A 13,743-nucleotide genomic window follows, 5' to 3' on the forward strand; every position below is an offset into this window, starting at 1 on the left:
GGCTCAGTTCCAGAGCAGGATGGGGCTGGAGGCTTCCCAGGATACGAATACCCTGTCACCCCAGGTTGGCCGCTCGCCACGGCGTTCCACATTCGCCATGGTGGCTTGAACGCGTTTGCCGCTGGCCAGTTTCACGTAGTAGGACGTGATGTCGCCCAGGTAGGCAATATTGTCCACCGTGCCGCAGCTCCAGTTGTGCTCTTCGTCCGGTTTGTCAGAGGTGAGGTAGATCTTCTCCGGACGCAGGGCCACCAGTGTTGCGGTGCTTTCCGCCGGGGTGGTTACGCCGCGATCGATAAATATCGGGGCGTCCAGCAGGTCGCTGGTCAGCGTAACGCTGTCGGCTTCGTCTTCCCGGATATGAGCCTCGAAGATATTCACCGAGCCAATGAATTCCGCTGTCATGCGGCTGTTCGGACTCTCGTAGATGTCGATCGGCGAGCCGATCTGGGCAATCCGGCCCTGGGCCATGATGGCTATCCGGCTGGCCATGGTCATGGCTTCTTCCTGATCGTGGGTCACCATCAGGCAGGTGGCACCCACGTTCTCCAGAATTTCCACCAGTTCCAGCTGCATTTCGGTACGCAGCTTCTTGTCCAGGGCACCCATGGGCTCGTCCAGCAACAGCAGTTTTGGACGTTTGGCCAGTGAGCGGGCCAGAGCAACCCGTTGCTGCTGACCACCGGAAAGCTGCTGGGGTTTGCGCCGGGCATAGGGTTCCATCTTGACCAGCTTCAGCATGGCGGCCACCCGGTCGCGAATTTCGCTTTTCGGCAGCTTGTCCTGTTTCAGGCCCATGGCAATGTTCTGCTCCACCGTCATATGGGGGAACAGGGCATAGGACTGGAACATCATGTTGGTCGGCCGCAGGAACGGGGGCAGAGCTGTAACGTCCTGGCCGTCGAGCACGATGGTGCCGGCGTTGGGCGTTTCAAAACCTGCGAGCATGCGCAGCAGGGTGGATTTGCCGGAACCGGAACCACCCAGCAGGGCGAAAATCTCGCCCTTGTGGATGTCCAGGTTCACATTGTCCACGGCCAGCGTGCCATCAAAGCTTTTGGAAATGCCCCGAATGCTGAGTAACACCTCCGCTTGCGCGGAGGTGTTGTTGCCGTTTTCCACCGCTTAGCGACCAGACTTCACGTTGGTCCAGGTGCGGGTCATCAGACGCTGTGCGTCCTGAGGCCGACCTTCCATGATGTACAGCTTCTTCATCACTTCATCGGTGGGGTAGATGCTGTTGTCGCCCAGAATCTCCGGATCAACAAACTCGTTGGCCGGCTTGTTCGGGTTGGCGTACCACACGTAGTTGGTCACGTCCGCAATGATCTCCGGGCGCATCAGGAAGTTCATCAGCTTGTGGGCGTTCTCCACGTTCGGCGCGCCGGCCGGGATGGTCATCATGTCGAACCACAGCACCGCACCCTCTTTGGGAATGGTGTAGCGGATCACGTTGCCGTTCCCGGCTTCCTCGGCGCGGGCAGCGGCCTGCAGGATGTCGCCGGAGTAACCGGCAGCCACACACAGATCACCGTTGGCCAGATCGCCAATGTAACGGGACGAGTGGAAGTAGGTGACGTTCGGGCGAATGGCCTTGATCACCTCACCGCCTTTTTTGATGTCGTCGGCGTTGTTGCTGTTCGGGTCCAGGCCGATGTAGGCCATTGCCGCACGGACCATCTCTTCACCCGAATCCAGCATGGCAATACCGCAGCCGCCGGCGGCAAGTTTGCCGGTGACTTCAGGATCGAATACCAGGGCCCATGAATCGGTGGGGGCGCTGTCACCCAGGATTTCCTGGATACGGCCTTCGTTATAGCCATAGCCATTGGTGCCCCAGAGATAGGGCAGGGCGAACTGGCTACCCGGGTCCACCTTTTCCAGATCGTCCATCAGGTCCGGGTTCAGGTTGCCCATGTTCGACAGTTTGCTGTGGTCCAGGGCCACAAACGCGTTGGCAGAAATCTGTTTGGCCACATAGTGGTTGGACGGCACAACAAGATCGTAGCCGGAACGACCGGAAAGCAGGGCGGCTTCGAGGATCTCGTTACTGTCGTAAACGTCGTAGATCACCTTGATGCCGGTTTCTTCCGTGAACTTCGCCAGGGTATCCTCGGCGATGTAATCGGACCAGTTGTAGACACGCACTTCCTCGGCGGCAAACGCGGAAGAGGCACACAGAGACAACGCAACAGAGGCGGCCAGCGCCTGTGGCTTACACAACTTCAACATTGGATGATGTCCCTCACTCAAAAGGGATAAATACAAAACGTGCAGGACGCACGCGGTGTTGTGCAGGTCTGCTGAGGGTGGCCGCAGGTGGCTGTTGTCCCGGGAAGAACCGGTCGCCGCCTTTTGACTCCTTTAAGGCTTGTCCTGGAAACGGCGGTGGGGAACCTGCCGAATTCTCGCGATATTTATCATGAGATGCGGGGTTGCGCTATAAAAATTTTACTCCGGGATTTGTGGTATGTCCCTATCTTGCCAAACACCCCGGAAAGCGGGATAAAGGAGTGTTGAAACCCCTGCGCCGGCTCCTCGGCACCAGGCCTGTTTGCGTTGTGGATGGCTTCCCTTATGGCTTCTGGTTCTTCGAGTGCCGACTCGTTCCTTCAGGCACACCCCGAACTGCAGTTTGTTGATCTGCTGATCCCGGATATGAATGGCATTGTTCGCGGCAAGCGGGTAGACCCGTCTGCTTTGGCGAAGGTGTTTGAGCGCGGTGTGGCTATGCCGGCGTCCATCTTTGCCCTGAACATTCAGGGCACTACGGTGGAAGAAACCGGCCTCGGCCTGGATATTGGCGAGGCAGACCGCGTCTGTCTGCCCATTGAAAATACCCTCACTATGGAACCCTGGCAGAAGCGGCCCACTGCGCAACTTCTGTTGACCATGTATGAGCTGGATCGCGAGACACCGTTTTTCGCAGATCCGCGGGTGGTCTTGCAGAACATCATTAAGCGCTTCGAGGAACTGGGTCTGACTCCTGTGGCGGCCTTTGAGCTGGAGTTTTACCTGATTGACCAGGAAAACCTCGCCGGTCGCCCTCAGCCACCCAAATCACCCCTCTCTGGCAAACGCCCGGCGGGCACGCAAGCCTATTCCATTGATGATCTGGACGAATACGCAGAATTCCTGGCGGACGTGCTGGATGCCGCCCATGAGCAGGAATTGCCGGCGGATGCGCTGGTAGCCGAGTCCGCGCCCGGGCAGTTTGAGGTCAACCTGCACTACGTCGATGACGCGGTGCAGGCGTGCGACCACGCCACTCTGCTGAAGCGTCTGATCAAGAACATGGCCTACGACCATGAAATGGACACCACGTTCATGGCCAAGCCTTATCATAACCAGGCCGGCAGTGGCATGCACCTGCACGTGAGCCTGGTGGATGGCGAAGGCCGTAACGTGTTTGCCGGCGACGCCGAGCAGCCAAACGACATGCTGCGCTGGGCCGTGGGTGGATTGGTCGCCACCATGAACGACGCCATGGCCTTGTTCTGCCCCAATATCAATTCCTACCGCCGGTTCAGTCCGGAGTACTACGTGCCCAGCGCCGCCACCTGGGGCGTGGACAACCGCACTGCATCGCTGCGTCTGCCGGGCGGTGATCCGGAGGCCCTGCGGATTGAGCATCGGGTCGCCGGTGCCGATGCCAACCCGTATCTGCTGATGGCTGCGGTGCTGGCGGGTATTCACTACGGCATCTCCAACAGGATAGAGCCACCACCGGTCACCGTGGGTAATGCCCATGAACAGCACGAAGCCTCATTGGTGAATAACCTGCGGGATGCCTTGCGGGAGCTGGGGCAATCGAAAGTGATGGCCGATTATCTCGGCAGCCAGTTTCTGGATGTGTTCGTCGCCTGCAAGGAGCATGAACTGAACGAATTCGAGATGACCATCTCCGATCTCGAATATCTCTGGTACCTGCACACGGTCTGATCAATTCCGGGATAAAAAAACGGCGCCTTGAAGGCGCCGTTTGCATCTGCGAAGTGGCTCTTTTCCCTTTACTCCAGAACCAGCCAGGTCGATTTCAATTCGGTGTACTTGTCGAAGGCGTGGACCGACTTGTCGCGGCCGTTACCAGACTGCTTGAAGCCACCGAAGGGTGCTGTCATGTCGCCACCGTCATAGTGGTTGATCCACACGCTGCCGGCCCGCAGGGCCTTGGCCACCTTGTGAGCGGTATTGATATTGGAGGTCCACACCGCCGCGGCCAGGCCATAAATGGAATCGTTGGCAATGCGGATGGCCTCATCAGCGGTATCGAACCCGATCACCGAAAGCACCGGCCCGAAGATCTCCTCGGAGGCAATGCGCATCTGGTTATTCACCCCGTCAAACACCGTGGGCTGAACAAACAGGCCGCCGGTGTCCTCCATGATCCTCTGGCCACCTTCCACCAGGCGTGCGCCTTCCGACTGGCCAATGCCAATGTAGTCGATAATGCGATCCAGCTGCCCCTGATCCACAATGGCGCCGCAAGTCGTTGCCGGGTCCAGCGGGTGGCCGGGGCGCCAGGTTTTCAGGGCTTCGCGAATCAGCTCGATAAACTCTGCGCGAATGCTGTTCTCAACCAGCAGGCGACTGCCGGCGGTGCACACCTCGCCCTGGTTGAAGGCAATGGCGCTGGCTGCCTCGGCGGCGGCTTTTTTCAGGTCTGGCGCATCGGCAAAGACAATGTTGGGGCTCTTGCCACCGGCCTCCAGCCATACCCGTTTCATGTTGGACTGGCCGGCGTAGATCATCAGCTGTTTGGCCACATTCGTGGACCCGGTAAACACCAGGCAGTCCACGTCCATGTGCAGCGCCAGGGCCTTGCCCACGGTGTGACCATAGCCTGGAAGCACATTGAAAACGCCGGCGGGAACGCCCGCTTCCCCGGCCAGGGCGGCCAGGCGAATGGCGCTCAGGGGCGATTTCTCGGAGGGTTTCAGTATGACGGAATTACCAGTGGCCAGGGCCGGGGCAATTTTCCAGGCCGCCATAATCATCGGAAAGTTCCAGGGCACGATGGCCGCCACCACACCCATCGGCTCACGGGAGATCATGCCGATCTGGTTGTGAGGCGTGGGGGCAAGTTCACCGTAGACCTTGTCGATGGCCTCGGCGGTCCAGCGGATTGCCCGGGCGGTGGCCGGCACATCCACGTTTCTGGCGTGGTTGATGGGTTTACCCATATCCAGTGTTTCCAGCAGGGCAAGCTCGTCGCCGTGGGCTTCGATAAGCTCAGCGAACCGGAGCAGCACCGCCTTGCGTTTTGCCGGTGCCAGCTGGCTCCAGATGCCCGCATCAAAGGCTGAGCGGGCAGCCATAACGGCCTGGTCGGCATCGCTCTGATCGCAACTGGCAATAGAGGCCAGCTCGCGCCCGTCAATCGGGCTGACCGAGGTAAACGTCTCGCCGTTGGCCGCCCATTGATAGGCGCCGTTCAGATAGGCGCGGCCCTCCAGAGTGAGGTTTGTGGCCAGGGCCTGCCATTCGGCCTGGCTGGTCGGTGTGGAAGAGCTGACGGGTTGATTCATGGACGCCTCGCAGGCTGTAGAGTTGAGCAATCATAGCAGCACTTTTATCCCCAGGCGCCGCCCGCGATATAGGTATAAGAACGTGTCTTTCCGAACGCGCGGCGCTGGCATAGACTTCCTGCGGCGCGCATCGTTGCAGCCTGATCCTGAACGTCTCTATCACCTTTTCTGGCGTCACATAATGATCGAGTATCCCCCGGTTCCCTCGTATTACGCAGCTTCCGCCAATCCGGCCCCTGTGCGCCCGGCGCTGCGAGGAGCTTGCGAGGCCGATGTTTGCGTCGTCGGTGCCGGCTACACCGGCCTTTCGACAGCGTTGTTCCTGGCGGAAGCCGGCTTCAGGGTGGTGGTTCTGGAGGCAGCGACGGTCGGCTGGGGTGCTTCGGGGCGCAATGGCGGCCAGATCGTTAACAGCTTCAGCCGGGATCTGGACAGCATCGAACGACAGACCTCTCAAGACCACCTGAAACTGCTGTCCGAGATGGCCTTTGAGGGCAGCCAGATCATTCGCCAGCGGGTGAAGAGTTACGGCATTCGGTGCGACCTGAAAGAAGGCGGTATTTTCGCAGCGCTCAATCCAAAGCAGCTCAGTCACCTGGAATCTCAGCAAGCGCTGTGGCGCCGGTTCGGTTACGACCAACTGGAACTGTTGGATAGGAGTGCCATCCGTTCCCGGGTTGGCACGGAACAGTATGTCGGCGGCGCCATTGATCACACCGGCGGCCACATTCATCCGCTCAATCTGGCTCTCGGCGAAGCCGCGGCCCTCGAGTCGCGCGGCGGCGTGATTCACGAGCACTCCACGGTAGCGAGCATCGCCCCCGGTAAAACCGTAACCGTTAAAACCGACATGGGCGAGGTGAGGGCGCAAACGGTTGTCCTGGCGGGCAACGCCTATCTTGGCGGCCTGGTGCCGGAGCTTGGGGCCAAATCCATGCCCTGCGGCTCGCAGATTATTGCTACCGAGCCGTTGGAGGAGGCCGTTGCCAGGCAGTTGCTGCCGAACGACAACTGCGTCGAAGACTGCAACTACCTCCTGGACTACTTCCGGCTGTCGGGTGACAACCGCCTGATCTACGGCGGTGGCGTGGTCTACGGCGCCCGCGACCCGGCTAACATCGAACGGCTGATTCGCCCGAATATGCTGAAAACCTTCCCGCAACTGGCGAATGTGAAGATCGATTACGCCTGGACCGGCAATTTCCTGCTGACCCTGTCGCGCCTGCCACAGCTCGGGCGCTTGCACGAGAACGTGTTCTACTCCCAGGGTTGCTCCGGCCATGGGGTTACCTTCACACACGTGGCAGGCAAGGCATTGGCACTGGCAATCCAGGATCAGGCGGAACGGTTTGATGCGTTCGCCAGCCTGCCGCATTACCCGTTCCCGGGTGGGCGCGCCTTCCGGGTGCCGTTGACGGCGATTGGAGCCTGGTACTATGCGCTGCGGGACAGGTTGGGCGTTTGAGTCCCCGGAAAACTGTGAAACAGTACCCGTTTCATCAACGTTTAAATTTGTAATCAGTCGGCCCGCTATTCGCTCCCGGCCCACAGCCGGGATTTAAGCGAATTGTGAAAAGCGGATCTAAAACAATGCCCTATGTTCGGAAGTCCGGGCTCCATGCTGTAACCTTCCATCACAACGTGTATCCCTCCGTAAACGCCAATTTTCTGACGTAATCCCGCCGAAAAATCCGGAACTGGGCCGCATATAACCGAAAACTGCCGCTGTAAGATTCGCTCAAATTCGTCAAATAATTGGTGCGAAACAATGTCACATTGCGGCAAAAAACTAACGAAGCAAGGACTGCTGATGTTACCTGCGGTCGTTCTGCTTTCGGGCTGCGGTCTGGACATTTCAGGTGACGAAGACACCGCCACACAGTCCTCGGTCACTGCCGAGCCGACGGTCCAGATTGCCGGCGCAGCGGTCAAGGGCGTCATCCAGCAGGGGCTGGTTGTTGCCAACCGCCTGATTGCGGACAAGGACGGCATTTACGCGCCCCAACGCCAGGCAGCGAAGCCGGTGTTGACGGCAGACGACGGCAGTTACGAGTGGCAGCTCCGCGGCAAGGCCGAGGGCTGGGCGCTGGTTGAGCTCACCGCTGATGGTGGTACCCGCATGATCTGCGACGTTGTTCCCCAGTGCGATCAGGCTGGCGGCGCGGCTGTGGCGTTTGGACAGAGCATGCCCCTTGATAGCAATTTCAGCTTACGTGGTGCTGGCGACCTGCGCATGGAAACCGTAAACCTCACGCCACTGACCCACTTGGCTGTAACTCTGGCGGAGCGCAGTGGTGACGGTCTTTCACCGGTTGCCATTTCCAATGCCTACACCACAGTCGAAACCTGGTTCGGCCTTCCGGCTGGCGCCCTGCGTCTGACACCGCCGGATCTCACCAATCTGGATGAGATGACCGGCGTATCCGCTGACGCCATTCAGGTGGCGATTGCGAACGCGGCGTTCCTTGCACTGGTCAACGATAACGCCCAATGGGATTCGATTTCTGATGTGTTGGCTGATGTCAGCTCGCAGGTGAGTGCCGACGGCCAGATCAGCGTTATGGGCGATGGAACCAACGTGGCACTGGCGGATCTGGTTAGCGCCGCCGCATTGCAATCTTCCGAGCTCCAGAATGCAGTGGAATCAAGCGTCATTAGCCAGAGATTGGCCGTTGTTGAACACCGCAATGTACAGCGCTTCAAAACCATTGCCGATGTTAACGAAGAAAGCAATGCCGACGTCGCCGATTCCGGTGATACCACCGACGGAACCACTGGCGGCGATGAAACCGCTGGAACTGATTCCGGCAGCACCACTGACACCTCAACCGACACCAGCACCGATACCTCGACCGATACCTCAACAGGTTCAACCGACGAGCAGGTTGCCGGTACAACTGAGCCCGATACGTCAGGTGACTCGACGTCAGGCGGTGATACAACCACCGATACAACGACTGATACAACCACCGACGAAACCGTAGCGGACACAGGAACAGACACTGAAATCAGCGAGCCCGTCACCGAGACGACGCCTGAGGAAACCGCTCCTGCAAACACAGCACTGCTGAGCTGGACCGCGCCGCTGACCCGCGAAAATGGCGACAGCCTGGCCATGGGTGAAATTGCAGGCTTCGAGGTAGTCTACGGTACCAGCGCTGAAAACCTCGACCAGAGCCTGGCCATTGGTGACGCCTCTGTCGACGAACTGCTGGTTGATGAGCTGACTGAAGGCACCTGGTACTTCGCTATCCGTACCCTGGACACCGATGGTAATCGCAGCCGGTTGTCTGAAGTGGTCTACAAACAGATCTGATTTGGCGGTAAAAGGCAGCGACCCCCTCTGGGGGCTTCGCTGCCAGCCTGTTACTATGTGCTGGTCCATTGCTCCATACCAGGTACATCATGGCCGGTTCAGACTACTCTCGCACTCTCCTTGAAGTGATCCCTGACGCCAGAGACGGCCTTACCCGCACTGAAAGAATCATTCTTTACGTCCTGCATGAAACTCAGAAAGAGCTGAAGGGCCGCAATGTCCCGACCGCCATGCTGTATGGCAGGGTGCTGGAATATGTGGACATGAGCGATGCGGATCTTCATCTCTATCTGGACCGCCTGGGCGTAAAGGGAGACGGGATGTGACCATCGATTTCAGTCCTCTCTATCCCAAGCTGGTCAATCTCATACTCGACACGATCTTCGTGGTGGACGAGTCTGGCCAGATCGTTTTTGTCAGCGAAGCGTGCCAGCGGTTGCTCGGTTACTCGCCTTCGGAAATGATCGGAACACCGCTGCTGAACTACATTCACCCGGAAGACCAGGAGCGCACGCTGGCTGCTGCCCGCAGGGTCATGAGTGGGCACACCCACACGGATTTCGAGAATCGCTACCTGCACAGGGATGGTCATGCCGTGCATATCCTCTGGTCGGCTCGCTGGTCTGAGGAAGACCGTCTCCGGATTGCGGTGGCTCGGGATGTCACCGCATTGCGACGGGGCGACCAGACCCGCAACGCGCTCTACCGGATCTCCGAAGCAGCTCACGAGGCAGAGACGCTCCGCGATTTGTGCGATGGTGTTCATTCAATTATTGGTGAGCTTTTCCCCGAGTCCGATCTCTACCTGGGTTTCAATCAGTCGCACTCCGGTCGGCTCAGCTTGCCCGACTGGCGCACGAAGAGCGGTTGGATCGACTGGCAGGTGGCCCCGGGATCGGCTCTCGAAGACGTCATCCACACCCGTAAATCGTCTATGGCAGTGCGGAATCCGGCGCATCCGGGTTTGGGGATGCACCCTCAAACCGGCTCGGAGGTAGCCAACTGGCTGGGGGTGCCTCTGGTTTTTCACGAGTCCACCATGGGCGTCCTGGTAATTGAGCGCGGTACAGCGGCCGTGTCCTTTGATGAGGCCGACAAGTCACTGCTGGAGTTCGTGGCAACCCAGGTTGCGACGGTTGTAGAGCGCAAGCGTTCGGAAGAAAACCTCCGATTCCTGGCGCACCACGACGGGCTTACCGGTTTAACCAATCGTTCCCTGTTCTACGATCGCCTGGAAACCGCGTTGCGATCAGCCAGCCGGAACGAGGGGCGGCTGGCGCTGCTGTACCTCGATGTGAATGACTTCAAGCAGATTAACGATACGCTGGGTCATGAAGCCGGCGATGAACTGTTGATCGAGATGGCCCAGAGGCTCAGGGACTGCACCCGTGGGACAGATACCGTCGCACGGATGGGCGGCGATGAGTTTACCGTTCTGCTCACCGATGTTCATGGGCGTGAGTCAGTTGAGAATGCCATAGCCAAGATTCGCGAAATTTTGAGCTTGCCGGTTGCCATCGGTGGCAAAACGGTTCGCGTTTGCTGCAGTATCGGTTCGGCCGTGTATCCGGAGGATGGTGAAACCGCCCGGCTGCTGTTCAGCAAGGCCGACGCAGCCATGTACGCGAGCAAGCGTCAGTCAGAGTAGCGCTGGCTGCCTGCGCGAGATGTGCATGCAGCCAGCCAGACCGTGAGCGATTATTTCGCGGTAATAGTCGACATCACCAGCTTGCCGTCCTTTTTGATCGGGCCGTCTTCCTTGGCGCCCAGGGTGTATTCAAAAATACCCGTTTTCATCCCGCCGTCTTCGCTGTGAACCATCAGCATCAGCATGTCACCAGATTGCACTTCCTCGGTCAGGATGGCGGCGACGTCCATGTTCATACCTTTGCGCAACGGCGCGTGGGCGACAACAGGGCCCGGCTTCATGGATTCGTCGGTGCGGTGAACCACCAGCCACCCATTCTGCTCGGCAACCACCTTTCTGGCGGATACAACGCCGTTGGCAACAGACTGATCGTTGGTCCAGACACCGGCCTTGTGTTCAGCGGCCAATGCAGAACCGGTTGCGAAAGCGCCGGAAACGAGGGCGGCCAGAAGTGCGGAAGTTTTTGCGTGCTTGTTCATTGCGTTCTCCTGAGTGTCAGTGTTTCCCGCCCGTTGGGTTGTTTTTGGGCGGGTTAACTGCAGCTACGGGAGCCGATGCGCAAAGTTTCAGGCACGGAAGATTTTTTTGGCACCTGCCTATTAATTGTTTCCGTCGGTGGGGTAGAGGTAACCGTGAATCGCCGGTCCCGTGGGCTGTCCGGTGGGTGAGCCCCCTTCGGGCTCGACGCTGATGCCGAACGTGGCCTCCTTGAGCAGGGCAGGGTCGTAATTGCTCAACGCCCCTTCATCCAGCGCGAAATCGTTGCCCAGAACGCCCACGGAGCGGGGGTTTGGACCCAGCTCGTCGGCCTTGATCCACAACTGATAGGATTTTCCGGGTCTTGGCTCGGCGGTGACCGGCCGGATGTTGAGCCGTTGCTCCTTCAGGTCCACCGTCAGCAGGAAGGCCGGCTGCTCATCGTTGTTCTGGAAAACCGCAACAAACGACTGGGCTTGAGGCTCGGGCTGCGGCTGGAACGCCAGAATGGCCACGAGAACCAGGGCGGCCGCCGAGGCAATCGCCGTGCTCCAGCGCCAGCGGTTCAGCTGGCTGCGCAGCGCAACCACGTTGGACGTTTCGGCAGCCTCGCGAGGCGTCGATTCCACCCGGTCCAGAGCCTTCTCGATTTTTGCGAACAACGCCGGTGAGGGCTGAACGGGCTCGGTTTCCTCGGCCAGCTTACCCAGGCGCTCTTCCCATTGAAGAATCAGCGCATCCACCTCCGGGTCCTCATTGCGCCGGCTTTCAAGATAGGCCCGCTCCGAGGCTGGCAATGTGCCCAGAACGAACTCTGCAACCAGCATGTCCAGGTCGTCGCGTTCAGTCATGATTCGAGGCACCTTTTGAGCTGTTTCAGGGCGCGGTGAAGCCAGGTCTTTACCGTGTTGACCGGCTGTTCAAACTGGCTTGCCAGGTCCTCCCGGGACCATCCGTTAAGGTAGGCCAGGCGCACCATGTCCTGTCGGTCTTTTTCCAGTTGGTCGATGCAGTGATTCAGTTGATTTGCCGCCCGCTGGTCTTCCAGCTGTTCCTGAGCTGATGTCTGCCGGCCTGGCATCTCATCCAGCTCGTCGCTGTTCGTGGTGCGTCCGGCGGGGTGTTTGCGCAGCTCATCAATGGCGCCGTTACGGGCAATCGACACCAGCCAGGTAATCGGCGAGGATTTGCCGTCCTGAAACTGCTTGGCTTTTTGCCAGATTTTGAGATAACTGTCCTGGATAACATCGTCTGCCCACCCTCTGTCTCTGAGGATACGCAACACGGTGCCCAGAAGTTTCGGGGCAGTTGCCTGGTAGAGGAGGGCGAAAGCCTGGCGGTCTTTCTGAGCCACGCGGTGAATCAGCTCAGCAATACGCTCAGTTGTCTCTGAGGGCGACTGCGAACTCGTAGCGCCGATGGCGTTGTCTGGCGGCTGATGGGAGTCAGGCTTCATGGGGCCTCAGGCTCTGATGTCTGATCAGCAGGTTACTGGTTGGTGCGCCGCTGCTCAACAGGAATTTACCAGCAGGCTGTTACCGGTTATGGCAGGGTAGACTATAGTCAGGCCTGATTCAGTGTTTGGAAAACAGGGACCTTATACTGTGACATCCCCGGTCAACGAATTTGAGCCAGCCGATATCCATCTCCTCACGGGCATGCTGGATACCATGTCTGATCATGTGTTCCTGCTGCGGCTTGAGGGTGAGCGATACCGGCTTGTCTACTGCAACGACGCCATGGACAAGTTCATGAACCAGGCCGAAGCAATGCTTCACGGTCGTTTCCTGGATGAAATAATCCCAGACTCAGAGCTTTATCAGCGGATTGTTGATAACTATACCCGCGCCATTGCGGCCGGCCACATGATCCGTTACGAAGAGACCACCGAAGGCTTCGACCCTGCGCCGATGACCATCTTCGAAACCAGTATTTCACCGCTGCTGGGCAAGGATGGCAGCACGGTGTATATCTGCGGCATCTCCCGGGATATAACCGCCCGGCGCAATGCCGAAGTGGCGTTGAAAAAGACCAACGAATCCCTGGAGCTTCAGCTGGTTGAGAACCGTCGCCTTCAGCAGCAGTTGCAGGAAGAGGCTATCCGCGATCCGCTGACCAATCTGTTTAACCGGCGCTACCTCCTGGAGAGTCTCAACCGCGAGCTGAGCAGGGCGCAGCGTGAGCACTACCCGGTCACCCTGATGATGGTGGATCTTGATCACTTCAAACAGTTGAACGACGAACATGGCCACGCTGCGGGCGATCAGGTGCTCGTGGAGTTCAGTCGGCTGCTGTCCCATGGCATGCGCAAGGAGGACGTGGTTTGTCGGTGGGGCGGCGAGGAATTCCTGATCATGATGCCGGGGCTTTCCATGGCCGATGCGCACCAGCGAATGATGGAATGGCGTCGAAAGAACAGCCCCATGGAACTGACCCTTGGCAACCTGTATCTGGTTGTCCGCTTCTCGTCCGGCCTGGCGACCGCGCCAGAGCATGGCTCCAACCCGGAGGATCTGATCAACGCGACCGATGAGGCTCTGTATATGGCCAAGAAAGCCGGGCGGGATCAACTGCAGTTGTCGGGGCAGATGATGAAATAGCTCGGCGCCTTGGCTGTGAGGAAGGAAAACCTGCTAGGGGTCTGCGCGGCAGAAGTATTTTGAGCAAGTGACCCCGCCGCGTCGAATCACAGTTCGGCCCGAGAACGTATCCACAATATCCAGCCGAATAGAGTCTCGATTCTCTCTATTCAGTCAGTCAAGACGGTTATCAGC

12 protein-coding genes are annotated in these 13,743 nt (G+C 58.8%); 6 read left to right on the forward strand and 6 right to left on the reverse strand.

Annotation, left to right across the window (positions count from 1 at the left end; all coding sequences use genetic code 11):
• Nucleotides 1–3: 3 nt before the first annotated feature.
• Entirely contained in the window at nt 4–1,122 is a 1,119-nt protein-coding gene (gene potA, locus AC13DD_RS13460) for a polyamine ABC transporter ATP-binding protein (protein ID WP_482931268.1), read from the reverse strand.
• Nucleotides 1,123–1,125: 3 nt separating this feature from the next.
• A complete protein-coding gene (locus tag AC13DD_RS13465) occupies nt 1,126–2,232 on the reverse strand; it encodes a polyamine ABC transporter substrate-binding protein (RefSeq protein WP_482931269.1) in 1,107 nt (368 codons plus the stop codon).
• 345 nt (nt 2,233–2,577) lie between these two features.
• Between AC13DD_RS13465 and AC13DD_RS13470 the strand changes: the two genes are divergently transcribed.
• Entirely contained in the window at nt 2,578–3,942 is a 1,365-nt protein-coding gene (locus tag AC13DD_RS13470; protein ID WP_412537272.1) for a glutamine synthetase family protein, read from the forward strand.
• A 68-nt stretch (nt 3,943–4,010) separates the two neighbouring features.
• Here the strand turns inward: AC13DD_RS13470 and AC13DD_RS13475 are convergent, their stop codons facing one another.
• Nucleotides 4,011–5,528 carry an aldehyde dehydrogenase gene (locus AC13DD_RS13475; RefSeq protein ID WP_482931270.1) on the reverse strand — a complete coding sequence of 506 codons (1,518 nt, stop codon included), beginning with the start codon at nt 5,526–5,528 and terminating at the stop codon, nt 4,011–4,013.
• 184 nt (nt 5,529–5,712) lie between these two features.
• On the opposite strand from AC13DD_RS13475, the gene AC13DD_RS13480 reads away from it, so the two are divergent.
• The 4 genes from AC13DD_RS13480 to AC13DD_RS13495 all read left to right on the forward strand — a co-directional run bounded on the left by AC13DD_RS13480 (nt 5,713) and on the right by AC13DD_RS13495 (nt 10,492).
• Nucleotides 5,713–6,993: an NAD(P)/FAD-dependent oxidoreductase gene (locus tag AC13DD_RS13480; RefSeq protein ID WP_482931273.1), complete on the forward strand. Its 1,281-nt coding sequence runs from the start codon at nt 5,713–5,715 to the stop codon at nt 6,991–6,993.
• Between the two features lie 345 nt (nt 6,994–7,338).
• On the forward strand, nt 7,339–8,844 hold the full coding sequence (locus AC13DD_RS13485; protein WP_482931271.1) for a fibronectin type III domain-containing protein: 1,506 nt from the start codon (nt 7,339–7,341) through the stop codon (nt 8,842–8,844).
• Nucleotides 8,845–8,933: 89 nt separating this feature from the next.
• Complete coding sequence (locus AC13DD_RS13490) at nt 8,934–9,170, forward strand: hypothetical protein (protein WP_412537275.1); 237 nt, start codon at nt 8,934–8,936, stop codon at nt 9,168–9,170.
• Nucleotides 9,167–10,492, forward strand: coding sequence for a sensor domain-containing protein (locus AC13DD_RS13495; protein ID WP_008175873.1), 1,326 nt, complete (start codon nt 9,167–9,169; stop codon nt 10,490–10,492). The genes AC13DD_RS13490 and AC13DD_RS13495 overlap by 4 nt, the downstream gene beginning before the upstream one ends.
• Nucleotides 10,493–10,542: 50 nt before the next feature.
• Here AC13DD_RS13495 and AC13DD_RS13500 read toward each other — a convergent pair whose 3' ends face one another.
• From AC13DD_RS13500 to AC13DD_RS13510, 3 genes are all read right to left on the reverse strand, one after another.
• On the reverse strand, nt 10,543–10,971 hold the full coding sequence (locus AC13DD_RS13500) for a DUF7282 domain-containing protein (protein ID WP_219122842.1): 429 nt from the start codon (nt 10,969–10,971) through the stop codon (nt 10,543–10,545).
• 120 nt (nt 10,972–11,091) lie between these two features.
• Nucleotides 11,092–11,820, reverse strand: a complete 729-nt coding sequence (locus AC13DD_RS13505) for an anti-sigma factor (RefSeq protein WP_008175870.1) — start codon at nt 11,818–11,820, stop codon at nt 11,092–11,094.
• Nucleotides 11,817–12,425 carry a sigma-70 family RNA polymerase sigma factor gene (locus AC13DD_RS13510; protein ID WP_412537276.1) on the reverse strand — a complete coding sequence of 203 codons (609 nt, stop codon included), beginning with the start codon at nt 12,423–12,425 and terminating at the stop codon, nt 11,817–11,819. Before AC13DD_RS13510 ends, AC13DD_RS13505 begins: the two co-directional genes overlap by 4 nt.
• A 148-nt stretch (nt 12,426–12,573) precedes the next feature.
• Between AC13DD_RS13510 and AC13DD_RS13515 the strand changes: the two genes are divergently transcribed.
• Nucleotides 12,574–13,569: a sensor domain-containing diguanylate cyclase gene (locus tag AC13DD_RS13515; RefSeq protein ID WP_273083017.1), complete on the forward strand. Its 996-nt coding sequence runs from the start codon at nt 12,574–12,576 to the stop codon at nt 13,567–13,569.
• The last annotated feature ends 174 nt before the right edge of the window (nt 13,570–13,743 follow it).

Source organism: Marinobacter sp. L-13, assembly GCF_056857715.1.